Consider the following 24,847-nt stretch of genomic DNA (forward strand, 5'->3'; position numbering starts at 1 on the left):
TAGCGTTTCCTTTCGGTTGGGGTTGTTGAAGTAAGAACCGCCATTCTAGCCGAAAAAATCCTGTAGCTGGGCAGGGGAATAAAGCCAGCGGGAACACTCACCCCAAGTAGAGGGCGACTTCCGACATTAGCCCGCCGGAAGCAGACGTTAAGGGAGATGTGCAGGATGCTGCACCGTCCAGCCGGAATCCCTTGTTGGTACATGATGTTTTGATGGACTTCCCTGACCTCTGGGAATAAGCCCGACACTCACCCCAGCGGATACGCAAATAACGGGGGAGTCCTTCAAAGCAGAATGCTGATAAGTGCCAGAGTTTTAATCCCTTTTGAGCAGGGTGTAACGCTGGGTTTTTGATAGGCAAAAAAAATCCCACTCAAACGGTATTGCAAGTACCTCGTGGGATTGGAAATATCTACATGCAAAGTATACAACAAAACGACCTGAAACCCAATCAAATCAACGCATCCAGCCCGATAAGCGGCGGTGATTGTCAGCCGAAAGGCTACCGTTTGGCGCATATGCAGTTGACCACCAAGCGGGTTGATTGCAACGGCGTGACCGCCACCTATGTGAAACCGACCCTGTGCTTGATCATCAATGGCGAGATTCGCCGCGTGAGCGATTGGGCGGCACTGCACGGCGTTAATGCGCATACGTTGCGGAGCAGGGCAGAGCGCGGCTTTCCGCTGGATGAGTTGTTTGTGCCGCCCCACCAGCGCCCCACCAAAGTTAACCCCAAAGCGCAAGCCAAGCGTGACCAAGCCGCCGCCGAACAAGCTAAGCGCGACACTGAGCGCCGCCGGTTTTCGCGGCTGTTGGATCGGATGTTTGCGCCTTGTGTGCGGGGTGGGGTATGACCGTTATTTTCAAGGGTCGCAATCAGCCAATGTCGGTGGTGAGTAGCCATTACAAGCCGTTTTTCATGGCTAAGGTTATGGCGGAGCAGGATGCGCTTCCTCGGAATAAGGAAGAGATTAAGCATCAGCGTGATCGTCGTATGCAGGCATTAGCAGCGGATAGTGTGGATAGTTATATTAATGACCTGTTGTCATTGCCCGTGATTGATAAGGAGGCGGTAATTGGCGCTTCAATTCGTCTAGGGTGGCGTATCCGCAAATTCAATCAAAATACCAAGCATGACGTGGTTGTTCGGTGCCAAGAGTATGTCGATCGACTGGCGGATCTGGAGACCCGCAACCCAGCTATCAGTAGAGCTGAGCTTAAGGTAACGGCTCGGAAGTGGCTAGGAGAGTGTTATGATATTCGCTGAGGCTCGCTCGCTAAAAAATGACGGCTTGGATGCGTTAATCAAGACGTGTGAGTTAAAGCCATTGGTCTTCAGGCCGATTGTTTCGAGTGGCTCGCGTTGCGGGCATGACAAGGAATCCCCGCGTTTCCAGCTCATTGAAGACTATGCGCAAAAGCATGATACAGAGCGTGACATTTATGGTCACAAGTGGCGGCCCGCGATTCTGCATAGGATTATGGGTGATTTGAAGGAGTTTTATAGCAACCCTGAAAAGCATCCGTCGATGTGTTTTCATTTGGTGAGAAACGTGGTGAAGGCGCGTGGCGCTAATCTGCGTTTGATCAAGTCACAATTCCGCGAGGGGATGACGCGCTATCTGGCTGTTTGCCTGCGGTTTCTCGATCTCAATACCATGCTGATTGGTACGTATGATCGGTTCTTTAAGTTTCATAACTTCACTATCGACTACTTGGCACAACAAGCGGGTATTAGCGTGACTCAAGCCGAGAGGGCGCACCAGTTCTGGAAGCAGAAGGGCGTGTTGGTTTCGGAGGGCAATGGCGATGATAAGGTTTGCGTGGATAATGGCGATGGTACGTTCTCTGGGCGTGCGTCTCCAAAGCGAATCTCGGCGCATATCTTTAGCTACTTTGGTCTGAAGGATGCCTTGCGAGATCAGCGCCAGAAGGCTTCTGAGCGTCTTTCCAAGAAGAAGGAAGAGGCTGCCAATGAGTTGTCTTCCCAGGAAGAGGCTGCTAGGCGTATGCGCCATGAAAAGCTGATGCGTGATATTTCTGAGGTTGTAACAGGCAAGGCTATTGATGCCAGTAGCCTGCCTAAGAAGGGCGACTTTCGTTCATTGATCAATGATCTGTAGCCTAAGTTGGCTTATCACAGGATAGTTGCGCCCGAATTCCACGTAACTGCCAGTCAAGCAGGCGAACGAGCCATATTTTTATACATTCCTCCTCCTTATACCCGCCGATGCGGGTATTTTTTTGCCTATAGAGATGACCGCCGGTTGTTATCCACAGTGACATTAAATTATCTGCGGGGCTTGATCAGGCGTTGTGAGGGTGATGCATTGGGTCGGGTATGTCGGTGTAGTTACCCACAGGTGTTTAATGGTTTTCTGCTGGTATAAGGTAGGTTTTCCTGTTGCATCTTAATCACTCTTTCTTTTCATTAAGAAAAGAGCGTTACACGCTAGTTTGTATAAGACGGCTATCGCCGAGGCGAAGCAGTGCTTCGCGGAAGAATGGGGTTTTGCAGGCGCGGAGTGAGGGGATTGGGCTTGGAAGGGTTTGAAGCTCGCGACTGGACTTGGGTGGTTGGTGAGTGTGAAGAGAAGAGGGAGGAAGATCGGGAGGGGAATAGAGGTTTGTCGATGGGTGATAAATTTTGTTGTTGCAGGATGTCACAGAAATCAGTACAGTTTAGGCATTGTCGCCAGAGGTGGCAGTTAGCAAGATTCTTAAGCCCGGTTGGTTTGTTCCAGTCCGGGCTTTTTTGTGGGCGTTTGATTAATATTCAAATAAATTCAAACGTTTAGTGGCGTGGTTTCGGCGGGGGTTTGGTTATGCCGCGTGGTGGGGCGCGTAGTGGCGCTGGTCGTCCTAAAGGGACTGTGGATGAGAAAAAGAAGCAGGTTAGGGATATTGCCGCCACTCATAGCACGTCAATGATTAACATCCTTGTGAAGCTTGCGCAAAACCCGAAGAAACCGGACAACATTCGGATATTGGCTATCCGTGAGGTGCTTGATAGGGGCTTGGGTAAGCCTCGGCAGGAAATTGATGCGACGGTGAGCAAGGGTCATGAGGAATGGCTTGAGCTGATGGAAAACCTTGGAGCGAGTGAATAGCGTGTTTGAGAGTGAGATGGGGTTGCGAAAGAGATTGTCGAGTGACTTTTTCTTGTTTGCGTCCCATTGCCTGAAGATTCGCACCAAGAGCGGGGCGATTAAGCCGTTGGTGATGAATCAGGCGCAGCGGTATTTGCATGATCGGTTGGAAGAGCAGTTGCGACGTACTAATAAGGTGCGGGCGTTGGTGCTGAAAGGTCGGCAGCAGGGGGTTTCTACTTACACTGAGGCGCGTTATTACTGGCGGGTGATTCACCGCAAGGGTGTGCGGGCGTTCATTTTGACCCATGAGCAGGAGGCGACGAACAATCTGTTCGATATGGTTTCCCGCTATCACGAGAATAATCTGGAAATGGTTAAGCCTTCTACTGAGGCGAGCAATGCTAGGGAGTTGATCTTTGGCAGGCTGGATTCTGGGTATAAGGTTGGCACGGCTGGGAATAAGGGCGTGGGGCGTTCGAGTACGATTCAGTTCTTTCATGGTTCCGAGGTGGCGTTCTGGCCCCATGCGGATGAACACGCAAAGGGGATTATGCAGGCGATACCGGATCAGGATGGGACTGAGGTGGTATTGGAGTCGACTGCCAATGGGCTGGGGAATTACTTTTACCAGCAGTGTATGGCGGCGCAGGCGGGGGAGACGGATTACCAACTGGTGTTTATCCCGTGGTTTTGGCAGCCGGAGTATTTCAGTGCGGTTGAGGTTGGGTTTAAGCGCTCTGAGGATGAAGAGGAATTGGTTAGGCTGCATGGGCTGAATGATGGTCAGTTGGTGTGGCGACGTAAGAAGATTGCGGAATTGTCGGTGGGTGGGGCGGATGGTACGCATTCTTTCCGGCAAGAATACCCGTGTACGGTGACTGAGGCGTTCCAGGTCTCGGATAGTAAGAGTTTGATTAAGGCGGTGCATGTGATGGCAGCGCGTGCCGGTGATTATCGGGATGTGTCTGCACCGTTGGTGATGGGGGTTGACCCTGCACGTTTTGGGAAGGATTCGACGGCGTTTGTGTTGCGCCGTGGTCGGGAAATTGTGGCGACTGAGAAGTTTCAGCGTCTGGATACGATGGAGGTCGTGGGCAGGATGTTGGATTGGGTCAGGTTGCATAAGCCGAATAAGGTGTTCGTTGATGTGGGCGGTTTGGGTGCTGGCGTGGTTGATCGGGCGCGGGAGCTGGGGTTTGATGATCTGGTGACGGGGATTCAGTTCGGGCAGCGGGCGGGCAATGCGGTGTCGTACTCGAATAAGCGTGCGGAGATGTGGGGTCTGCTGAATGAGTGGTTGCAGGATGCGCCGGTGAATATTCCCGATAGTGATGAGTTGCATGGTGATTTGACTGCGCCTGAGTATGGCTATGACAGCAATGGACGTTTGAAGCTGGAGGATAAGGATGCGTTGCAGCAGCGCTTGGGGCGTTCGCCTGATTTGGGGGATGCACTGGCGTTGACGTTTGCGTTTCCAGTGGCACGGGATGAGGTTAGGCGCGGTGCGTCGGTTGGCTCTAGTGCTGTGAGGGCTGCATGGGCGTGATGGATGCGCGTAAGGCTGATAGCGCTTCAGTGGATCAAGTTGATGATGCACTGTTGGAGTCTGGGCAGTCGGTTAAGGTGTTGTCGGATCTGGCGGCGCATGTGCGCAAGTGTTATCGCGAGGCGAAAGAGGCTAAGCGGTTGGTGGAAGAGCAGATGCTGGATAACTTGCGCCAGCGTCGTGGGGAATATCCACCGGATAAGCTGGCGGCGATTCAGAAGCAAGGATTGTCTGAGCTGTTTTTGAAGCTGACGGATAGTAAGTGCCGTGGGGCTGAAAGCTGGATTCGGGATGTGTTGTTGCCCGCCGGGGATAAGCCGTGGACGATGGATGCTACGCCGTTGCCGGATTTGCCTAAGGAATTGCAGGTGATGGTGGCGATGGAGGCGTTTCAGCAGGGCATGGGGCAAGAGGATGCTGACGAGCTGCGTGAGGCGGTGATTACCAAGTTGCATGAGGATGCGGATGAACGTGCTTCCAATATGGAGCGCTTGTGTGAAGACCAGCAGGTTGAGGGCGGGTTTCGGAATGCGTTGAGTGCGATTATTTCGGATGTGGTGACGCTGAAAGCTGGAATCATGAAAGCACCGGTGTTGCGTAATGAGAAGCACCTGAAGTGGGGTCGGGATTTTAAGCCGGTGATGGATGAGCGGGTGACGATGTGCTTTGAGCGGATTTCACCGTTTGATCTTTACCCTGCACCGGGGGCTACGGACTGCCAGCGAGCGGCGTTTGTGATTGAGCATCACCATTTGCAGCCGGGGGATTTGGAGTTGTTGCTGGGCGTGGCGGGGTTTGATGACGCGGCACTGAAGGCGGTGATGGAAGAGTTCGATGGGAATGGGGCTGGCTGTAAGTGGTTGGATGTGTCGGATGATGTGTCGGATTTGCAGAAGTCGGAATTTGAGAGTGGCACGACACTGGCTAACCCGTCGAGTGAGATTGATGCGTTGCAGTTCTTTGGGCAGGTGAAAGGGCAGTGGCTGAAGGATTGGGGTTGGTCGGGTGAGGTTGCACCAGACCGCTGGCATGAGGCGGAAGTGTGGCTGATCGGGGAACACGTGATCAAGGCGAAGGTGAATGAGCATCCGTTGGGGTTGCGACCTTATTATCATACTGGGGCGGTGAAGATTAATGATCAGTTTTGGCATCAGTCGATTCCTGAGTTGATGACGGATTGTCAGGATATTAGCAATGCGTCGGCACGTAACCTTGTGAATAACATGGGGATGGCGTCGGGACCGCAAGTGGCGATTGATGATGGGCGCGTCAGGAAAGAAGATCAGAACGATCTGATGTACCCGTGGAAGATTTGGCACTTTAAGCCGAATGAGCATGGTAGCAACTCGAACCCTATTCAGTTTTTTCAGCCTCAGTCGAACTCGAATGAGTTGATTGGGGTGTTGCAGCATTTTAAGAATTTGGCGGATGAGTTGACGGGTGTGCCTGCTTATACCCAAGGCGTGGGGAATGCTAGTGGGGCGGGGCGTACTGCGTCGGGTTTGTCGATGTTGATGGGTGCGGCGGCTAAGGGTATTCGGTCGATGATTTATAACATTGACATCGACATTATTGAGCCGGTTTTGTATGCGCAGTTTGTGTGGAATATGTTGTATCACGATGATGATTCCGTGAAGGGTGATATTACGATTAAGCCGCGTGGTGCTGCTGCACTGGTGGTGAAGGAGCAGTTGCAGGTTAGGCGTGGTGAGTTCTTGGCTTCAACGGCTAACCCGGTTGATCTGGAGATTATCGGGGTTGAGGGCAGGGCGGAGTTGTTGCGCGAGATGGTGAAGGGCATGGATATGCCGCAAGACCGGATTGTGCCTAGCCGTCAGGAGATGCAGCAGCGGATGGCGGCGAAGAATCAGCCGCCACCACAGCAAGTTCCCCAGCAAGCACCGATGATGCCACCACAGGGCGGGCAGGGCGTGCCTGAGTTAATGCCGGATGGTTCGCCGATGGGCGGTCAAGATGCGAGGTTGTTCTGATATGAAGTTTGGTCGTGGGTGTGTGGGTTCTTCGCCTGCACGTAAGGTTTTGTCACCCGGTATGCCGTTGAACTTGTTGTTTGATGAGAGTACGCGGGTGTTGACGTTATCGCTGGATGGCTTGCCAGCATTGAAGGCTGAGATTCCTGACCTTGGTGGCGGCGGCGCTGGCAAGGATGGGAAGGATGGTATCAATGGGAAAGATGGCAAGGACGGCGTTAACGGTACGAATGGGACTAATGGTGTCAATGGCACTAACGGTACGAACGGGGTTGATGGTAAGGACGGTCAGGGCGTGCCAACGGGTGGCGCTATCGGTCAAGTGCTGGTTAAGACTGGTGCGGCTGACTTTGCCACTGGCTGGCAGGATGCGCCGTCTGGGTCTGGGGACTTTGACCCTAACGACAATGCCGACCTTAACAACCTCTTTGCAAGGATTGCAGCGCATCCAAACGCGGTTGTTGTAAGCGATCTGGCGGGGAATCCCATCGGTTACTTGATTCCAGCAACAGGCGCACCGACAACACCAACATTTACAGCATTGCCAGCAATCGCTGCGCCTAGTGCAATGCTTGCATCTGCTACAGCGGCGCTTACTGCAGCTGGCGGCGCAACTTCTGACGGCAACCCCGTCACTTATTTATGGACATACCCACAGGTAAACGGCTCTATGACAACTAGCACAAACAATCCACTCAACTGGACTGCCCCATCTACTCCCGGCACTTACACGGTATCGTTGCAAGCGGTTGCGTCGGATGGTGTAACCAAGTCGACTGTTGTAACGCACGATATTGTGGTGAGTGCGGCAGTGATTACGTTCACGTCGCCGCCTACAATCTCAGGCGCTGACAACATTGTTGCAGGCACTACAGGTAACTACTCTGGAGCTGGCGCGGCTGCTTCTGACGGCAACCCAGTTACATACGAGTGGATATTGCCAGATGGCTCAACCAGCACAACCAACCCGCTGGCTTATACCGCCCCGACTACCCCGGGCGATTACACTCTCACTGTTCGCGCTGTTGCGTCTGATGGTACTAAGTCTGCCCCTGTTACCAAGACAATTACTGTTGATGCAGTCACATTTACTGCGCAACCCACTATTAATGGTGACACAACCGCCACAGTAAATGGCACTGTTGTCTTGACCGCATCAGGCGGCGTGGCTTCCGATGGCAACCCGGTCACTTACGAGTGGACACACTAAGGGGGTAGGGATGGCTACTAGCACACTTAACCCTTTGTCTTGGGTGGCTCCTGCCACTCCCGGCACTTACACGGTATCGCTGCAAGCCGTGGCTTCAGACGGGGTGACTAAATCAAATGTCGTTACTCACGATATTGTGGTGAGTGCGGCGATGTATTTCAGTGACGGCTTTGGGGTTGACACTCAGGCGTTGCCAGTCGGTACGGGTGACATAACAGTGGATGATGGCTTTGGGGTTTCGTCTTTCGATGCTTTAAATCCGGGTGTTGGTACAACTGAATTTGATGATGGCTTCGGCGTTCCGCTGTTTTCTATCTAGGGAGTTTTACAAATGGTTTCATTGGTGCATGAAAATCGCTTACTGGGCGATATGGAAAAAGATACGGGGCTTGGTAAATACAAAATCAAGCTGTCTGGTGACGCTGGTAATTTACTGAGTCGTGGTACTGACGGCGGGCTTCTGGCTGTTGGTGTGCATAGCGTGGTCTTATCGGACTATGCCGATTATTTGGCAATAGACCCAAAAGACCCTAATGCGTTGTATACATGGGCATCACCCAGCGCGGGGATGGCGGTTGGAAGTCTTGTCGTGTCAGGTGGTGTTGCTCCGCCTCCCCCGCCCCCTAGCTTAACAAGCCTAAATCCCGACAACTTTACGGCATCAACAACTTACAGTGGAGGTCAGCCCGGACTGTTAGCTGATGGAGACCTCTTATCGGGTTGGGGGACTGATAATGTTACATGGCCACAATGGGTGGCTGTCGACGCTGAGGCTATTGTGCAGGTATCGGCATATAAAATCTCTCGCGCTGATTACATGCCTGGGGGCTGGGGCGATCCTAAATGGTCGCCTAGACGGTGGGAGTTGCAGGGCAATGATGTAAGTGCTGCCCCAGGGTCTCCGTGGCAAACAGTTGATACCCGCCTGATTCCAGCACCGATTACGACAGCAAATAGCCCGCAGGTGTATACGTTAACCGCACCGGCATCCTTCCGCTATTGGAGATTGCTGATTTCGGAAGGGTTTGACCCGGCGACAACATGGGTCAACATCACTGAATTTGAATTGATTTAATTATTCGAGGATTTGTATATGGCTACTATTCGCACGGTTATCGCTCCTACCGACCTACACACTGACCACTTTGAAACTGTCAGTAGCAAGGTTGTACTGAAAGGCACGCTGATTAACCCGTTTTTTAAAGATGTGACGCTGGATAACACGACCGACCCTGCGAATCCGGTCTATGTATTTACCGCCCATGACGGTACGACTAAGAGCGTTCCGGCGGGTGTGAATGACGTTCACGTCACAGATGCAGGCACGACTTTTGATGCGGCTACCTCGGTGCTGACGCTTGGTTTCACGAGCGGCGGCGCACCAGTCACCATCAATTTGCTGGAGCTTAGCAAAACCAGCACTCAAGACAGCACGTCAATTGCATTCACGGGCGATGGTCAGGCGGCTAACAAGCTGTCAGCAACGGTCATTGTTAAAGCAGCGGGCGGTATCTTGTCTGGTGCGGATGGCTTGGAACTTGACCCTGCAAACGTCAATGACATTACGCACGATGTGGTGCTGACGGATTTAGCGGGTAATTTCCTGATCTCTGGCGGCTCTCTGCCAACTGCTTAATGACTGAGGGTCTGGCATGACTACTACAAAGCAAGTTCTTGCGCCGGGTGATCTGGGCAGCGGTCATGCTATTGACCTGCTGAACCAAAAAGCCATCGTCCCATCGGCGGACGTTTGGCGCAAACAGTCGGACAACACGCAAGCAGGCGCGGACAGCGACAACATTCAGCACGCTGGTAACGTTGCAGTAAAACAAAACCTTGCTGCACGTACCAAGACGCTGGCAACGGTTGCGCAATTGGACGCGACGAATACTTCAAACATTCGCCTGACCAGTGCGGGCGTGATTGAGGGCATTACTGGCGGGGAAGATGGAAAACTGTTGGTGCTGACAAATGTCAGTGCTGGTGAGATTACCCTGACCAATGGTAGCACTTCAGCCACGGCTGAGACCGCTATCAAGATCGGCGATTCGTTCAACTTCGTGATGGCTCCAAATGCCAGCGTGACATTGAACTATGACCCGGTAGACCAATGCTGGCGCTCTGTCAGCCAAACTGTGTTGGGGTTTGCGCCTGAGTATTTTGAGGCTATTAACAACGTAGCGCAGACTGGGGTGGTGACGAATACTAACGTGGTGTTCCAGTCGCAACAGGGGACAAGCGGTAATTCCATCACTGCACCGACTACCAGCAGTTTTCTGCTGAAGGCGGGGCGTAAGTACAAGCTGACGGGTGTTATTGGGCAAGCGACAATACCGACAAATGGATTCGCTGCTTTTCGTTGGCATAACGGTACTGCGTATTTCGGCGGCATGGGACAGCTTGTGCAGGTGGCTACTCGCCCCGGCACTTGTGTCTGTGAGGCATTTATCGCGCCGCTGGTGGATACGACGGTTCAGCTTCGGTGCTTGAGCGCATCCGGGTCTACAGGTATTGACGCGAATGCAGCTTATGCACGGATTGAAGTGGTTGAAGGGCTTGCGCCTGCCAGTAACATCAAGCTGTTGAGCCGGGTGCATTTTGGCAGTCAGTTAGACCCGAATGTGGTTTCACCTGCGGGTGATGCGATTGAAGGCGAGACTTTCTTTCAGACGGTGGATGGCACGAAGACGGGCAGCAAGTTGGCAGTGTGGAAATACGATGGCACGACTTGGCATCGGATGACTCAGTTCAGCTTAGTGGGTACAAGCTCAACGGCTGACGGTATCCGCACGTATTACCCGTCTGTGGTGGCGTTGCAAAGCAAGTGGACTGTTGCATTCAATGCCGCGTCTATTGCTGCTAATGGCTTTACTGCCGTGGGTGGGGCAACGGTTGCGGATTATGGCAGTGCTTACGGTAGCCCTGCACAGCGGATGTTGGCACTCGATGCAACACGACCAACGGTAACAACATCAGCTAACACACTGCGTTCATTGCCCACTAGTTATATTCGGCACGAGATTGCAGTCAAGCCGACGACTGCAAACCATTACATGCTGCAACTGCTTACTGGTGGTGGTTGGCGGGAAGTGACGGCTGAGGTTTGGTTGTGTAACCCAACAACGGACGCTCCTGAAAAGCGGCTATACGGTCAAGCAGCTACCAACCCTGGCGATACGAATGGGGCTGGCTGCGGGTCATTGTGCAAAGCACCGGACAACGCCACGGCTTATGAAGATTGGTATCGTCAATGGGTAGGTTGGGAATTGCCACTGTCTGTTATCACGGCTTACAAGACGGCAAGCGACACGATCAAGCTTGCGATTCGCCCCAGTGGGGACAATGCTAGTAATACGTCTATCTTTGTTTGTGGTTATGCAATGCTCGAATCTGCGCACAGCATGATCCACATGCCAATGATGGCGTATGAGAATACTGTCAACATTCCGGGGAATCGCGTTGCAGCGTCTGGCGGAAACCAACCAGTGTGGTGGGTGGTTTCCGCCGGGTATGGCGCTGTATACATTCCGCCTGACCAAAACCGCATCTTCGATATTCCGTTGCCTGACACGAGCAAAGACATTTACCTGAATGCGCTGGGTTTGTGGCGTGATGGCACTGATACCGACGGCTACGGTGAGCCTCAGACGTGGTTCACCATTATTCATGCCAGCGGTGATGTGGCACTGGGTCGCCCACGACCTGACATTGTTGCACCGATTGCGCGGCAACAGCGGTGGGGTTGGAAGCCGATGGGCTTTGTTATCCCCGCTGCGGTGCTGCAAGCCAAGGCTACACAGCTAAATGCAATTGACGCAATCCCTTATCTGCGGGTGCGTATCAACGCGCCTAACCGTGGAATCAATGCGCACTTTGCGGCGCTGATTACTGAACAAGTTTAACTTCAAGGATAAATTCTCATGACTAATATTCAACTGTATCAATACCTTACTACTCAGTCTGGCGCTCAGACTGTGGCGACTATTGCCATCAACACCGGCATCAGTGAAGCTGAAGCGTTTGCGCTGCTGGTCGATAATGAGGGTGCGTTATTCACGCGCCAGAACACCGACCCTGACGCTATGCTTGATACGTGGGGTGTGAACCCTGCTTATGCTGACACGCTGAATGATGCGGATGCACTCACTGCATTGACGGCGGCTATCTGTACTGCACAAACCTGTAACAACGACGTTGATACGGTGTTGGCGGCGACGGGTGCAACTAAGGCTGACTGGCAGCGTGGTAGCAGCAATATGAACGCTCTGGTTGATATGCTACGTTGTGGCACGTTGCGCACCAAGCTGCAAGGTTTGGGTCTGGATGTCGCTAAGCTGGACGGCATGTTGGATAGCTGCGACACGGCGTTGCTGGTCAATGATGCGATGATTACGCATCACGGCGTGGCGGGCGTGTGATGGTGACGGGCGATGATGCGGATGTCATCCGGTCGCTCAAATCTGCGGTTTGCTGTGCATGTAACTCAATCCGAACTTTTGTCATGGGGGCATTGTTTGCGGCGCTGTTATTGTGGTTGGCGGCGGTCGCAGGGTTATGGGCAGCCGATCAGTACGCGGCTCGTGATGTGGGCGCTGCGGCGGTAGCTGCTCCGGGGTTGGCGTGTCCTGCTCCGGTTGTTGATGTTGATCGGTTGGCGCAGGTTTGTATGGATTTTCATAACAAGCCGAAAGCGAAAAAGTAACTCTCCTAGTGACTTGGGAGAGAACTGAAGCCTGTCTGGTTTATCTGGATGGGCTTTTTTATTGGGGGAACACAGGGTGATTGATCGAAAGTGTTTTTTTGACAGTGTACGGAACACGCTGTTTGACGGTGCATTGTCACAAAAGCAAGTCGATGGCATGGAAGCTGTGCTGGTGGAGTGGGATGCGCGGGGGTTGGCTGATCTTGGGCAACTGGCGTATATCCTGACGACGGCTTACCACGAGACTGGCCGCACGATGTACCCGGTTGAGGAAGTGGGCAAGGGCAGGGGGTATAAGTACCCACCGTATTACGGTCGCGGCTTGGTGCAGTTGACGTGGTTACGCAATTACCAACTGTTCGGTAAGCGTATCGGGGTTGATTTGGTTGGTCGCCCTGATCTGGCGTTGCGGCTGGATTACTCGGTGACAATCCTCATGGAGGGTATGTTGTTCGGGTTGTTCACTGGCAAGCGGCTGGAGCAATACGACCTGACAACATACCAAGGCGTTTACGATGCGCGGGCAATTGTGAACGGGGATAGGGATTACCCCAGTAAAGACAGACGGTTTAAGACACGCGGCGCGATGATTGCCTCATATTTTGAGAAATTCCGCGCGGCGCTCAAGGTGCAGGATGCGGAAGCGAAAACTCAAACAACGCAAGAGACGGGCGAAATTGTGGTACACGACGAGACAGATACAGCGGTCATGTATGAACGCGATAATACGGCACTGGTGCGCGGTGACACTCAGGGGATTGAAACCGACACGGTTGACCCTGAATACATCGCATGGCTGCAAGAGAAGCAGGCGCGTGAAATGCAGGAAGAATACCGTGCCAGCAATAACAAGCCCTTGGTTTCTAGTGTAGTGACGCGCTTTGTAATTGCGGGCATTAGTTCGTTTCTGGCGGTGCGGTTCGGGTTTGAGATTCCGGCGGAGTTTCAGCCGATGATTGAAACGGCAATCGTCACGATTATGGGGGCTGGTGCGGTGTGGGGAAGATCACGGGCGACAACGTTTATTTCGGGGGTGTTCAGTGGAAAATCTTGAGGTGTGGTTTGCCGAGACGCAAATGCAGCTTTATCGGAAGGCGCAAGAGATTGTGAATAAGCATCATTTGGTGATGCGGGAAGAGATTGAGGCGGTGCAGTTGAAGCACCAGCAGGCAATTGATCAGGATTTGGCGGTGCTGTTCGGGCTGGATGGTGCTGGCGTTGCCGAGGATGGCGGCGGGTAATGCAGGGATAGGGCTATGTCTGAAAAGTTGGGGAACATGACGGACGTGATAACAATCAAGGGCGGTATCGCGTCTACGCTGATTACCGCAACTGTTGGCTTTGTCCAGCAAAATAACATTATGTTGCTCTTGTCGGCGTTGGCGGCGCTGGTGACGATTGTCGCGGGGATTTCGCGGATTTTGACGGATTGGCGCAAGGATGCACGTGATCAGACGTTGTTTGATAAGCAGCAGCGCAAGCGTGACGATGAGTAATGGTTTCTGTGTGCAAGCATTGCCCTCTTTGGAGGGCTTTTTTATGTTGAGGTATTGGTGATGGCTGATTGTTCGGTTGGTTCGGGTTGCGGTAGCGGCGCGGGTTCGGCGCGGCTGGATGCGGTTAATGATCGGTTGACGGGGATTAACTCGTGCAAGCAGTCATTTACGGTGTCGCCGCAGTTGATTGCGCTGAAGGGCGCTATTTCGCTGGGTGGCGTGGCAGGCGACTGGGAGACGGTGCGCTTGTTGTTCGCGGCTGATAGTGAGCACATGCCTGCTGGTACGCGGGTGATGGGCAGCAATGGCATGGTGTATAAGCTGATCGGTGATGACAATGTTGACCCTGTGACCGATGACGGCACAAATTGGGTGAATATGTCGTCTGCACCGTTGGCGGGCATGGAAGAGGCGGCGAAGGCTGGCGCACCCATTGGCGACTGGCAGAAGGCGAAAGATGCGTATGCGGCAGCGGGGAAGAAGATTCCGCTGGGCGCTTATGTGCTGGGGTCTGATGGGGTGTTGTACAAGCTGGTGGGCAACCCTGACGTTGACCCGGCGACGGATAGCGGGGCGAACTGGCAACCGGTTGCGCCTGCTGTTGCTGATATTGCGGGGGCTATCAATACGGGCGCACCCGCTGGGGATTGGGCTAAGGTGTTGGCAGCGATGCAAGCAGCCAATAAGCCGATTCCGGCGGGTACGATTGTGGTGGGTTCGGACGGTGCGCTGTATCGCTTGATTGGGGATGCGACCAAGGACCCGACTACAGACAGCGGTAGCAACTGGGTGAACCTCACTTTGGCGGCGCACCATTACAGTCAATTGACGTTCTGAGGGGGATGGTATGTATCAACATCAACATCATCATGAGTGTGTGGTTGTGCCGGTGTCGGCGGGGATGGCGGTCAAGCCGTTGCTGACGGACAGCTTTACGCTGCATGACTTTTGTCAGTTTGTGGTGGTTGGGTCGGAATGTGAATGTCAGGTGGATATTCCCAGTGACCCGAATACGGGGCAGCGGGCGCGGTTTGTGACGTTTGTGCCGGTGAAGGGGGATTACACGGTTTCCATTACGGGGGCTACGGACTTTTCCCATGTGGGGGTGAATTGCCCTTTGCTGAATCCAGCCGGGTTTGATTTGACGGGTATTTCTGATTTGCGGGTGTTTTCGATGTCGGGGGCTATGGTGAAGGTGTGTTGGTATCGCAGTATGCCGCGCGGCTTTCAGGCTGACCGCTCGCCGTTGAATCAGGATGCTAATTTTGGGTTTTCTACGTCCATCCGTGATGCGACGCTTTAATAAGGTAGGTGATGAGTATGGCTCTTCAAAAGATTAAGCCGCTGGACGATTTTCTGTTTGGCGCACGGGTGTATGACGCGGTGAAGAAAACGGCAGACGATGAGTTTGTGATTCACCCCGCTGATAACTTTATTGCGTGTGCGTTGGCGATGGGTGCGCCACTGGGGAATTGGTCAACGGTGAAAGACCATTTTGCTGATTCCGGTGCGGTTATGCCGACTGGGGCGCGTGTCATCGGCAGTAATGGCAAGGTGTATCAGGTTGGCAGTGGCTCGGATGGTATGACTGACCCGACATTGGGCGGTGCAGGCTGGACGGATGTATCCGCCGGAAATGGAAGTAGTAGTGGTGGTGGTGTTAATGGCTCAACACCAACGGCGTACAGCGGAGACACTGCGCCAGCAGCCGGTAATGTGAAAGTTGGAGACACTTTTATGACCGGCACGGGGATTGCAGCACCGTTTTCAAAAGAAACACTGTATACGTGGAATGGTACTGCTTGGGCGTTTGTAGGAGGTGCAGCCTGCGCTTTCTTTGACTGGGTAGCCCCGGCTTATAATTCGGGTGGGGGTCATGCGTACAACTTCGGATCTGCTACTGCGGTTGTCAACAACTTAAATGTGGCAGTCAGCGGGGATACAATTACATTGCCAAGCGGTGGGATTTACGAAGTAAATTCCTATATCAACAACCTCGAAGTTGTTGATGGTCCTCTCGGTGCATACGAGTATGTTGGTACGAAGCTGTCAATTAATCTTAACGATACTGAGTTTGCGGCAGACAGTTCTCTTCGGGTGTTGGGCGCTGAATTCCCGGTAGGGTCAAGCATGAGCTTTTGGATGGGGCATACGGTAACAGCTAAAGCGCCAGTTGGACCGGGCATGACTGTCAAGGTCTTTCTTGAGACTTCGCGCGGGAAAATCCCTGCTGGCTCTGCTTGGCGCGTATCTGTTATTCGGGTTGGGTAATGCGCCGTCGTAGCTTTCTGCTGGCATTGCCATTAATGCCAGCAGTTCTGAATGGGTGTGGCGGTAGTGCCTCTGCAATGCCAGAGACACTTGACATTCCAGAGGCAGAACCGATCATCGGTTCTGCGGAGGCATCCATGTTGCAACAATTGATTGATGCCGCCGCCGCTAGTGGTGTCGGCGTTGTTAACGTCCCGCCAAGCACTGTTGTTAGCAGTACAATTCACGTCAGGGCTGGTGTTTCCTTAGTGGGCGCAGGCACAGGCAGAACGGATTCTGCTAACGGCAAGCTGATCGTATCTCGTGACTTGGATACAGCATTCGTGCTGTACCAAGGGTCGTCAATCAAATCCCTAGGAATCCACAGGGATGGGGTTGTTTTCGGTCAAGCAGATACTTCGGGTTTCGGGGGCAATGCTATTGTGGCGAACGGGGATGATGTTGAAGTTTCAGGCTGCATGATCACGGGTTTTGCTCATGCGTGCCGCTCGGTGCAGTTTGGTAGAGCCATCATCCACAATAACAAAATCGACTGTCTCAATGGTATCTGGTTGCACAATGTCTATGACATCTCGCGGATAACGGATAATCATTGCTGGCCGTTCGTAACTGTTGGGTGGGCGAACGCAAACGAACGTGGCGTATCACCGGCTTCTGCTAACAGGGAAGGCGTGGCGTACCGCTTGACTGGGGTGAATGACTGGACGCAACTGCGTGGTAATTTCTCGTATGCATACCGAATTGGCTATGAGGTCGCCGATGGCAGTGATGTGACACTGGTGCAGTGCGGGGCGGATGGCGCTCCGGGTACTGCTGATAATACTGGATTTTACATACACGGTAGATCAACCCTTGCCACATTACAAAGCTGTCAGTGTGCTGGCAATAGAACAGCGTTCCATTTTGACCTAGATGGCGCAGTTGTTGGCAGTGGAAACACTGTGTGGGGAATTCATGGATCGCCGTTGCGCATTGACCGTGGGGATGCTTCACGTTTCCAGTTTATCGAGAAGGGCGCGAGTGGTCATGACGTGCCAGGGTGGGGTTGGTGAATAATCAGGACGCTCATGCACTGTGCCGTTTGGCGCAATCGGATGATTTTGCGGTGTTCATGCTGTTCCTGGAAGAGCTGGAGCAGGGCAGCAAGGCGGTGCTGATGGTGAATGAGCATGAGGTGGAGTTACGCCGTCAGCAGGGTGAGTGCCGCCGTCATCGTAAGATGCTGTCGTTATTGGAGGCGGCTGAGGCGATTGTGAAGGGTGGTTGATTGAAATGATTGGTTTGCATAGCGAAAGCCTACTTTGCGGAGTGGGCTTTTTTTATGCCTGAAACTAAAGAACCCCAGTGCCAGCGCAGGCGCATGGCTTCTTGGTGATGTGCATTTTAGTTGTAGGCGCAATTCCCATCTGATCGGGTTCATTCCGGTTGGATACGGCTTGCGTCGTGTGCGTTAACTCCCCGGTTGGGGCTTATGCAGAAGGTATTGTATGGCTGGAATTCCTGAGCGCGTTCTGAGAATGAACGCGGAGACTGATAAGTATTTGGATGAGGTTGATCTTGAGGCGGGTGTGGTTGATGAAACTGAAACCCCGCTGGTTGATTCCGTGGATGAATCCCACGCCTTTGAGGGCGATGGCTCAGACGTGGCTCATGATGAAGGGGAAACCGATTCGGTAGGTGATGGTGGCGTGCCTGTGCCGCTGGCGGATAAGCCAGAGGCGACGGGCGCGGGTGGTGATAACTGGGAACATAGGGCGAAGATTGCGGAAGGGCGGTTGCGGTCACAGGGTCAGGAGGTGGCGCAATTGCGGGCGCAGTTGGCGCAGTTCCAGAGTGGTTTATCGCAGACGGTTGAGCAGGTGATTGCGCAGCGTGAGGCGGCTTTGAAGGCGCAAGCTGAGAAGGAGAAGGCGCGTCATGCGGCGCGTAGCAAGGTGTTGGAGACGTTTGATGAAGATACGTTGACGGCACTGGATCAGTATTACCAGTCAACCAAACCAGAAACCGCACCCGCACCCATTGCCAATAGCCAGACACAGCAGGTTGTGCCGATGGAGCAGCTTCACGCGATGCGTGCGGAAGTGTTTGAGGCGGATGTGCTGGACGCTGTGCCGGATTATGCCGAGGTTATCAGTAACCCGGAATTTCAGTCGTGGGGTCAGCAGGTGGATAGCGCCAGTGGCGCGACGTTCTATGACCTGATGGTGCAGGCACGGACTCAGATGCAGGCGGGTAGGCTGATTGGGATGATGCAGCGTTTCAAGGCGGACGTGCAGACCACCCAGCAGCGCAAGCAGGCGTTACAGAGTCAGGTTTCACCGGGTCGGAGTCGGGCGGGGACTGCCCAACCGGCTACCCCGCAATACCTTAACCCGCAACAAATTGAGCAGTACCGCGCGGATTTTCGGCGCGGGAAGTATCGGGAGCAAGCCATGTGGGACAAGTGGAGCAAAATTGAGAAGCTCATTAATTTGTCGGAAAAACACATGGGGATTGCGTAGTGTTTTTTTTGAGAGGTGTTTTAGATGGCTGTACAACGTGCGCCGGGCTTTCAAGACCAGAAAGCCAGTGGCTATATTCCAGAGGTGTGGAGCGGTAAGTGGTTGCATGAGTTTTATACTCAGACAGTCGCAAGCTCGATCACCAATACCGACTTTGAAGGCGAGATTCGCAGCAAGGGCGATAAGGTCATTATTCCGCGTGTGCCGGATATTCAGTGGGCGAAGTATCACAAGGGTCAGAAGCTGGAGCTAACGGGCAAGCTGGAAAGCGAACCGGTGGTGATGGAAGTGGGTCGTGCGCATTACTTTATGTTTGTGGATGATGACGTGGATACCGTGCAGCGTAACGAGAAGTCGTTGCCGATGAAGGCTATCAAGAAGTCGTCTATCAATGGTGCGAAGCGCATTGATGCGGAATTGTTGTGTGATTTGCCGTTCCATGTTGCGCCGTGCAATCAGGGTTGTGAGGCGGGTGCGGTATCCGGTGCTTATGACTTGGGCGGCATTGGTGCGGGTGGTTGTAACCCGTTGGAGCTGCTGTGTGGCGGCAATGATTGCCAGAACTCGGCAATGAATGTGCTGATCGACTTGATGAGCGCGTTGGAAGAAAACGATGTGCCGAATAGCGAGGGCAACTTGTTTGTGGTGATTCCGCAGTGGTTTAAGAACCTGGTGTTGAAGCACCCGCGTTTTCAGGATGCGTCGGCAATGGGTGAGAGTAAGTCGCCATTGCGTAACGGCAAGATCGGCATGATCGACGGCATGGAAGTGTTTATGTCGAATCTGGTGCGTAACTACGATGTGAGCGGTAAGCGCGTGTTTGACATTGTGGCGGGGCATACGTCGGCGATTACGTTTGCGACGCAGTTGACCAAGACGGAAAGCAAGTTGCGCTCGCAGGAAACGTTTGGGGATATTTACCGTGGTCTGCAAGTGTATGACTGGATGGTGACGAACCCTGAGTATTTGGCGCTGGCGCGTGTGACTAAAGGTTAAGGAGTAGGTTATGAATTGCTGTCAGAGTAACCCGTGTGCGTTTTCGTGTGACCCGCCAATTCCGGCGTATTCCACGATTGCGGGGCGTGCGGATTGGGTGCGGAATTTCTGTAAACACCCTGCGAAGGCGGGGGAGAAGTTCCAGTTGACGGATACGCTGTTGATGCCGGGGCATTTTATTGATTGGGCTTCGTTCATTGTGGAAGTGCCTTCTAGCGCGTCTGTGCCGTTTAAGGTAGGGACTGAGGCTGTGCCGGATAAGTATTTCAGTTCTGATTTGAATGTGGGTCAGAACGTGAAGGGCTTTAAGGATGTGCGTGAGTTCGTGACGGTGGATACGCCGGTTTTCATTACCTTTGACGCGGATGCGAATGAGGGGATTCTTGGCGTGGCGATGTGGCTGGCGGATGTGACCCCGATGGGTACGCGACTGGGTGGAGGCTGATCATGGGTAACTTGCCTGCTGGTACGTGGGTTCGGGCGGCGAATGGCACTGTTCACGGGTTTTCCCGTGGGATGGTGTTGCCGAAGGGTGCGGAGGTGTTTGTTGTGCCGGAAGGTGCTGAAACGCCGGATGATGTGGCGGTGGCTGCTGAAGAAGCGCCAGCCGTTGAGGTGAAGCCTGCTGCTGGTAAGAAACGTGCTGGCGGGTGAGGTGATTACCCGTGTGCGGGTGACGTTGCGGGATGAAACCAGCTCGCAACGTTGGCCGGATGCGGAGTTGTTCCAGTGGTTGCGCGATGGCGTGGACGCTGTGGGCGATGCGAAACCGGAAGAGTCGGCGGCACATCGGGTGCTGGTGATGGTGGGTGATCACCGTCAGGCAGTGCCGGATGGGGTGCGGCGGCTGTTGCGGCTGGAAGCTAATGTGGACGAAAACGGGAATATGGGGCGGTCGGTGAACCGCGCTGACCGTTTTGCGTTGCAGATGGCGGAACGCCAGTATGCGTTTTACAAGTATGCCCGCGAGGTGTGGGATTACTGGCAGGATGATGTGGCGGGGACGGATTTTTATGTGTTCCCGTTACCGCGTGATGGCGTGAAGGTTCGCGCTTATGTGTCGGTGTATCAGCCTGAGATTGTGGGTTTTGGTGATCGGCTAGTGGTGGCGGATTCGTATCGGGCAGCATTGGTGGATTATGTGGTGTCGGCGGCTTATGCGAAGGATGCGGAATACGCGGATAACGTGAATTTGGCGGCGGCGTTTGCGCAGTCGTTTGCGCAGAAGGCAGGTATCAAGGTGCAGGGTGGGCGCGATAAGCCACCGACTGTTACCCATTACGATAGGCAGAGGTCTGAATGAGCGATTGGCTGGATTTGGCGTTGGGCGAGGTATTGGTTCATGCGCCGGAATGCCCATCGTTGACGGCGCGGTCGTATTTGGACAGTGCGTTGCGGTCGGTGGGTAATGATATTGGGCTGGAGACGTTTCAGCGGCGTTTGTTGGCGCGATCGGGGTGTCGGGAGTATCCGTTGGATGCGCCGGTTGGTCGGGCGGTTGCGGGGGTGTTGGGGGTGACGTTGGCGGGAACGCCAGTGGCTTACCAGCGCACGCGGGATGGGATTCGGCTGGATGATGCACCTCACGAGGTTGGGGCGGTGTTGTTGGCTGAGATTCAGCTTGCACCGCAGGCGGTGATGGATGCGCCACAGGCATTGCAGGATGCGGTGGTGAATCTGGCGTTGGCGCGGTTGTTGATGATTCCGCAGCAGCGGTGGAGTAACCCGGCATTGGCGGGGACGTTTTTGGCGTTGTATCGGATGGCGCTGGCGTTGATGGCTTCGGATGCGGCGGCGGCTGATCGGGCGCAAAAGGGCGTGACGATGCCGCGTATGAGGGGATTGCGATGGGTGTGATTCATGAGGGGTTGCGGTTTGACCAACCTCAGACAGTATTTTATCTGGAAGGCGTGGACCTGATTGAGGGGATGGCGGCACGGGTGCGGATTGCGCCGCGTGGGTGGCTGTCGGCTTGTGGGTTGCCGCGTGTGGGTGATGTGATTACTCAGGCGCTTGGGTGCGGGTGTCGTGATGAAACACGGGTGACGCGCTTCCCGGTGGATTTGGATGCGACGCTGATGATGGATGAGCGGGCGGTGTTGTTGGAGGGGATTCCTTTCAAGCAGTGGCCCGATGGTTTGTATGAGGCGCAAGTGGTGCTGCTGTACCAGGGCAGTGAAATGCCGGTGCAGGAGTTGGTGTTGTTTGATATTGGGGAGGTCTGCTAATGGCTTGTCAATTTGCGGTAGTGGCGTGTCGCCCACGGGTGGCGCGGGTGGTGCAGGGTTGTGGGTATCGGGCGGGGTATAACCGCCACCACATGGCGTTGTTGCCAGTGCATGAGGTGCGCCAAGAAACAGAGGCTTATCAGATTTTGCCAGCGTACCCGGCGCAGTTTGCGCAGGATTGTGTGGTGGCGGATTATCGGAGTTGTCAGCGGTGCGGTCAGGTGGTGACGGGTGCGGATTGCGGGTGTAGCTCGCATGGGCAGCACGCGCACCCGCACCAGACACGTTATGGTTTTAGGAGTGCTTTCTGATGGGTAAGGTGTTATTCGGGGATGCGGCGCAGACGAAATTACGCGCTGATCTGTATGCGAATGAGGGCTTGATGATCGTGGCGGGGACGGCGTGTTTCCCTAAGGTTGCGCCGGATTCGGGGGATTATTTCTTTGTGTCGATTGTGCGCCCGGCGACGGGGTGCAATGGGGTGTACAAGGAGCTGGTGAAGGTGGTGAACACCAATGGGGATAAGTGGGGCATTGAGCGGGTGCAGGATCAGTGTTACCGGCTGGCAATGGATTTCCGCATGGGGGATATGGTGTATTTTGAGCCGCATGTGCCACAGATGGTGTTTGGTGCGCTGGTGGACGGGGCTGCATTGGGTGATCGTGAGGTGGCGGGTAATGGCTCGTGCGGTGATGTGACCTTTCAGCAGCAGTTAACGTTCTGATGGCTGAAGGCTTTGATTTGACGGTGTTCAATGGGTTAAGCCCACGGACTTCACGGCGGTTGTTGCGTGAGGCAATGGCGACGGTGGCGGAAAATGTGTATTTGTTACATGGGAATATTGAGCCGTCGCGCTTGCCGCTGGATGCGGGCGTTGCCTTATTGGCTGGTGCGCGGACGCTCTACCGCCACTGTGGGACGTGGTTGCAGTATCCAACCAAGGTCTACTTCGCACACCGGGCAACACCGGGGGAGGTAGGCGATAGGCTGTATATCGCGGGTAGCGGTGCGCCGGTGGTGCGCAGTTGTGCGGGTGATACGTATCCTTTGGGTATCGGCAAGCCTGTTACCAAGCCCGCTGTGGCGGTGACGGCGGCGGATTACAGTAGCTATACGTTTCGGCTGTTTGGGTTTTATGAGGGGGTTGATGGGGCTTTGTATGACAAGGCTGCATTGACCCCTATCACATTGGAAAACGGAAAGTCGTATGAATTCGTTCCGTTTCAGCGTGTTACTGCGCCTGCTGAATCGGAATTCGGGGTGTCGGTGGAGGCGCTGAAGGCGGGGGATTTGCTGGGGATTGTGTACAGCAGTAACACGTACCGCGCGGGTAATTCGGATTTGTATTTGAATGGCAATCAGGTGATTGCGTCGTTGTTTGACCGTAGTAGTGGGTCTGACACGGCTTATGATGATGGCACGGTGAACCCGACGTTGATGGCGTTGAAGTTGTCGTATGCGGCGGCGAATAGCGCCAGCTTGACCCGATCGTATGCTTACACGTATGTGACGGCGTGGGGGGAGGAGTCGCAACCTTCCACCGCGTCGGAATTGGTGTTGGTGGAGGCAGGGAGCAATGTGGTGGTGTCGGGGTTTGTGCCGTCATTGCATGGGAATGTGGATAGGATTCGGTTGTATCGGACGGATGCGAGTGGGCAATTCCGGTTTGTGGATGAGTTCCCTGGTGGTGCGGCGACGTATACGGATAATAAGCTGGATACGGAGCTGGGGGAGGTGTTGCCCTCATTGACGTGGGAAGCGCCACCGGCTGACCTTGCGGGGTTGGTGGCTATGCCGAATGGGTTTATGGCGGGGTTTGCGGGGAATGTGTTGTATTTCTCGGAGATTAACCAGCCGCACGCGTGGCCCGTTGCGTATTCGTTGACGAAGATCGACGGGGATATTGTGGGGATTTGCGGGACGTTTGAGAACTCGTTGGTCGTGGCAACCACTAAGCACCCTTATATTGTGACGGGTTACACGCCGGATACGATGACGGCGACCAAGGTGTCGGCGTTTGAGCCGTGTGTGTCGGCGTTTAGTTTGGTGGATATGGGGGTTTATGGGGTGGGGTATGCGTCACCCAATGGGTTGGTGATTGTGCGGGCGGGGTCGGCTGAGGTGTTTTCTGAGGCGTTGATGACACCGGAGCAGTGGCGGGAGTATAAACCGGAGACGATGCGCTGTGCTTGGCAGCGGGAGCGGTTGCATGTGGTGGCGGATAGCGTGCATTGGGTGTTCCATTTGCGCGGTGGTGAGGATTTGTTGTCGACTGAGAGTAGCTTGCCTACGGCGCTTTGGCAGGATGTGGATAGTGATACGCTGTGGTTGGGCGAGGCTGGCAGGCTGTGGAAGCATGGCGCTGGCATGAAGGCGGTGATGGAGTGGCGTAGCGGTGAGACGCAGTACCCGCGACCCGCGTCGTTTGTGCGGGCGAAGATTGAGGCGGATACGCACCCGGTGACGTTGTTGCTGTTTGCGGATGGTGAGGAAGTGTTTCGCTATGATGCGGAGGATGATGCGCCGTTTTATTTGCCGGTGTTGCCACGGTCTAAGCATTGGATGGTGGGGATTATGGGGCTGGCGGCGGTGCATCGGGTGGTGGTGACGAATGGGCATATCCAGCTTTAGGCTGGTCGAGATAAGTTAAAGCCCGATCAGGGTGGTATCTGATCGGGCTTTTTTGTTTCCGGTGCGATGCGGGGAAGCATCCAGCGGTGTGATTGGAGCAATAAACGAGGATTCCAATGTGGATGATGATAGCAACTTTCGCTTGTCAGTGACAGGTAAGGATTTGTTGAAAATGATTAA

General features: G+C 54.1%; 31 protein-coding genes. All 31 read left to right on the forward strand.

What is annotated here, in order from left to right:
• Positions 1 to 416 precede the first annotated feature (416 nt).
• Entirely contained in the window at positions 417 to 857 is a 441-nt protein-coding gene (locus L2Y54_RS09525) for a hypothetical protein (RefSeq protein WP_236501625.1), read from the forward strand.
• Complete coding sequence (locus L2Y54_RS09530) at positions 854 to 1,270, forward strand: hypothetical protein (RefSeq protein WP_236501626.1); 417 nt, start codon at positions 854 to 856, stop codon at positions 1,268 to 1,270. The genes L2Y54_RS09525 and L2Y54_RS09530 overlap by 4 nt, the downstream gene beginning before the upstream one ends.
• Positions 1,257 to 2,126 (forward strand): guided entry of tail-anchored proteins factor 1, encoded by an 870-nt coding sequence (locus tag L2Y54_RS09535; RefSeq protein ID WP_236501627.1) that lies wholly within the window; start codon positions 1,257 to 1,259, stop codon positions 2,124 to 2,126. The genes L2Y54_RS09530 and L2Y54_RS09535 overlap by 14 nt, the downstream gene beginning before the upstream one ends.
• 702 nt (positions 2,127 to 2,828) lie before the next feature.
• A complete protein-coding gene (locus L2Y54_RS09540; protein ID WP_236501628.1) occupies positions 2,829 to 3,113 on the forward strand; it encodes a hypothetical protein in 285 nt (94 codons plus the stop codon).
• Between the two features lie 52 nt (positions 3,114 to 3,165).
• On the forward strand, positions 3,166 to 4,641 hold the full coding sequence (locus L2Y54_RS09545; RefSeq protein ID WP_236501630.1) for a terminase large subunit: 1,476 nt from the start codon (positions 3,166 to 3,168) through the stop codon (positions 4,639 to 4,641).
• Positions 4,632 to 6,632, forward strand: a complete 2,001-nt coding sequence (locus L2Y54_RS09550; protein ID WP_236501631.1) for a portal protein — start codon at positions 4,632 to 4,634, stop codon at positions 6,630 to 6,632. Before L2Y54_RS09545 ends, L2Y54_RS09550 begins: the two co-directional genes overlap by 10 nt.
• Position 6,633: 1 nt before the next feature.
• Positions 6,634 to 7,842 carry a PKD domain-containing protein gene (locus L2Y54_RS09555; RefSeq protein WP_236501632.1) on the forward strand — a complete coding sequence of 403 codons (1,209 nt, stop codon included), beginning with the start codon at positions 6,634 to 6,636 and terminating at the stop codon, positions 7,840 to 7,842.
• 10 nt (positions 7,843 to 7,852) lie between these two features.
• A complete protein-coding gene (locus L2Y54_RS09560; RefSeq protein WP_236501633.1) occupies positions 7,853 to 8,161 on the forward strand; it encodes a hypothetical protein in 309 nt (102 codons plus the stop codon).
• A 12-nt stretch (positions 8,162 to 8,173) separates the two neighbouring features.
• The gene (locus tag L2Y54_RS09565) at positions 8,174 to 8,917 is read left to right on the forward strand and encodes a discoidin domain-containing protein (protein ID WP_236501634.1); all 744 of its coding nucleotides are present in this window, start codon (positions 8,174 to 8,176) and stop codon (positions 8,915 to 8,917) included.
• 18 nt (positions 8,918 to 8,935) lie between these two features.
• On the forward strand, positions 8,936 to 9,478 hold the full coding sequence (locus L2Y54_RS09570) for a hypothetical protein (protein WP_236501635.1): 543 nt from the start codon (positions 8,936 to 8,938) through the stop codon (positions 9,476 to 9,478).
• Positions 9,479 to 9,494: 16 nt separating this feature from the next.
• The gene (locus tag L2Y54_RS09575) at positions 9,495 to 11,744 is read left to right on the forward strand and encodes a hypothetical protein (RefSeq protein ID WP_236501636.1); all 2,250 of its coding nucleotides are present in this window, start codon (positions 9,495 to 9,497) and stop codon (positions 11,742 to 11,744) included.
• 18 nt (positions 11,745 to 11,762) lie between these two features.
• Positions 11,763 to 12,260, forward strand: a complete 498-nt coding sequence (locus L2Y54_RS09580) for a hypothetical protein (protein WP_236501637.1) — start codon at positions 11,763 to 11,765, stop codon at positions 12,258 to 12,260.
• An 83-nt stretch (positions 12,261 to 12,343) separates the two neighbouring features.
• Positions 12,344 to 12,544 (forward strand): hypothetical protein, encoded by a 201-nt coding sequence (locus tag L2Y54_RS09585; protein ID WP_236501638.1) that lies wholly within the window; start codon positions 12,344 to 12,346, stop codon positions 12,542 to 12,544.
• A 76-nt stretch (positions 12,545 to 12,620) separates the two neighbouring features.
• On the forward strand, positions 12,621 to 13,598 hold the full coding sequence (locus L2Y54_RS09590) for a glycoside hydrolase family 19 protein (RefSeq protein ID WP_236501639.1): 978 nt from the start codon (positions 12,621 to 12,623) through the stop codon (positions 13,596 to 13,598).
• Positions 13,585 to 13,785 carry a hypothetical protein gene (locus tag L2Y54_RS09595; RefSeq protein WP_236501640.1) on the forward strand — a complete coding sequence of 67 codons (201 nt, stop codon included), beginning with the start codon at positions 13,585 to 13,587 and terminating at the stop codon, positions 13,783 to 13,785. Before L2Y54_RS09590 ends, L2Y54_RS09595 begins: the two co-directional genes overlap by 14 nt.
• Before the next feature lie 15 nt (positions 13,786 to 13,800).
• Positions 13,801 to 14,040: a hypothetical protein gene (locus L2Y54_RS09600; RefSeq protein ID WP_236501641.1), complete on the forward strand. Its 240-nt coding sequence runs from the start codon at positions 13,801 to 13,803 to the stop codon at positions 14,038 to 14,040.
• Between the two features lie 60 nt (positions 14,041 to 14,100).
• Positions 14,101 to 14,877: a hypothetical protein gene (locus L2Y54_RS09605; protein ID WP_236501642.1), complete on the forward strand. Its 777-nt coding sequence runs from the start codon at positions 14,101 to 14,103 to the stop codon at positions 14,875 to 14,877.
• A gap of 10 nt (positions 14,878 to 14,887) precedes the next feature.
• On the forward strand, positions 14,888 to 15,343 hold the full coding sequence (locus tag L2Y54_RS09610; protein WP_236501644.1) for a hypothetical protein: 456 nt from the start codon (positions 14,888 to 14,890) through the stop codon (positions 15,341 to 15,343).
• 17 nt (positions 15,344 to 15,360) lie between these two features.
• A complete protein-coding gene (locus L2Y54_RS09615) occupies positions 15,361 to 16,311 on the forward strand; it encodes a hypothetical protein (protein ID WP_236501646.1) in 951 nt (316 codons plus the stop codon).
• The gene (locus L2Y54_RS09620; protein ID WP_236501648.1) at positions 16,311 to 17,363 is read left to right on the forward strand and encodes a hypothetical protein; all 1,053 of its coding nucleotides are present in this window, start codon (positions 16,311 to 16,313) and stop codon (positions 17,361 to 17,363) included. Before L2Y54_RS09615 ends, L2Y54_RS09620 begins: the two co-directional genes overlap by 1 nt.
• Positions 17,360 to 17,578, forward strand: coding sequence for a hypothetical protein (locus tag L2Y54_RS09625; RefSeq protein ID WP_236501650.1), 219 nt, complete (start codon positions 17,360 to 17,362; stop codon positions 17,576 to 17,578). Before L2Y54_RS09620 ends, L2Y54_RS09625 begins: the two co-directional genes overlap by 4 nt.
• A 250-nt stretch (positions 17,579 to 17,828) precedes the next feature.
• Complete coding sequence (locus tag L2Y54_RS09630) at positions 17,829 to 18,812, forward strand: hypothetical protein (protein ID WP_236501651.1); 984 nt, start codon at positions 17,829 to 17,831, stop codon at positions 18,810 to 18,812.
• A 24-nt stretch (positions 18,813 to 18,836) separates the two neighbouring features.
• Positions 18,837 to 19,808 (forward strand): hypothetical protein, encoded by a 972-nt coding sequence (locus L2Y54_RS09635; RefSeq protein ID WP_236501652.1) that lies wholly within the window; start codon positions 18,837 to 18,839, stop codon positions 19,806 to 19,808.
• A 10-nt stretch (positions 19,809 to 19,818) separates the two neighbouring features.
• Entirely contained in the window at positions 19,819 to 20,253 is a 435-nt protein-coding gene (locus L2Y54_RS09640; RefSeq protein ID WP_236501653.1) for a hypothetical protein, read from the forward strand.
• 2 nt (positions 20,254 to 20,255) lie between these two features.
• Positions 20,256 to 20,462, forward strand: coding sequence for a hypothetical protein (locus L2Y54_RS09645; RefSeq protein WP_236501654.1), 207 nt, complete (start codon positions 20,256 to 20,258; stop codon positions 20,460 to 20,462).
• A complete protein-coding gene (locus L2Y54_RS09650; RefSeq protein WP_236501655.1) occupies positions 20,449 to 21,111 on the forward strand; it encodes a phage adaptor protein in 663 nt (220 codons plus the stop codon). Before L2Y54_RS09645 ends, L2Y54_RS09650 begins: the two co-directional genes overlap by 14 nt.
• Positions 21,108 to 21,665 (forward strand): hypothetical protein, encoded by a 558-nt coding sequence (locus tag L2Y54_RS09655; RefSeq protein ID WP_236501656.1) that lies wholly within the window; start codon positions 21,108 to 21,110, stop codon positions 21,663 to 21,665. Before L2Y54_RS09650 ends, L2Y54_RS09655 begins: the two co-directional genes overlap by 4 nt.
• Complete coding sequence (locus tag L2Y54_RS09660) at positions 21,656 to 22,036, forward strand: hypothetical protein (RefSeq protein ID WP_236501657.1); 381 nt, start codon at positions 21,656 to 21,658, stop codon at positions 22,034 to 22,036. Before L2Y54_RS09655 ends, L2Y54_RS09660 begins: the two co-directional genes overlap by 10 nt.
• Positions 22,036 to 22,347: a hypothetical protein gene (locus L2Y54_RS09665; protein ID WP_236501658.1), complete on the forward strand. Its 312-nt coding sequence runs from the start codon at positions 22,036 to 22,038 to the stop codon at positions 22,345 to 22,347. The genes L2Y54_RS09660 and L2Y54_RS09665 overlap by 1 nt, the downstream gene beginning before the upstream one ends.
• Positions 22,347 to 22,760 (forward strand): hypothetical protein, encoded by a 414-nt coding sequence (locus tag L2Y54_RS09670; RefSeq protein ID WP_236501660.1) that lies wholly within the window; start codon positions 22,347 to 22,349, stop codon positions 22,758 to 22,760. The genes L2Y54_RS09665 and L2Y54_RS09670 overlap by 1 nt, the downstream gene beginning before the upstream one ends.
• Positions 22,760 to 24,667 carry a hypothetical protein gene (locus L2Y54_RS09675; protein WP_236501661.1) on the forward strand — a complete coding sequence of 636 codons (1,908 nt, stop codon included), beginning with the start codon at positions 22,760 to 22,762 and terminating at the stop codon, positions 24,665 to 24,667. Before L2Y54_RS09670 ends, L2Y54_RS09675 begins: the two co-directional genes overlap by 1 nt.
• The last annotated feature ends 180 nt before the right edge of the window (positions 24,668 to 24,847 follow it).

It is taken from the genome of Thiothrix winogradskyi, assembly GCF_021650935.1.
In the GTDB taxonomy this organism is placed as follows: domain Bacteria; phylum Pseudomonadota; class Gammaproteobacteria; order Thiotrichales; family Thiotrichaceae; genus Thiothrix; species Thiothrix winogradskyi.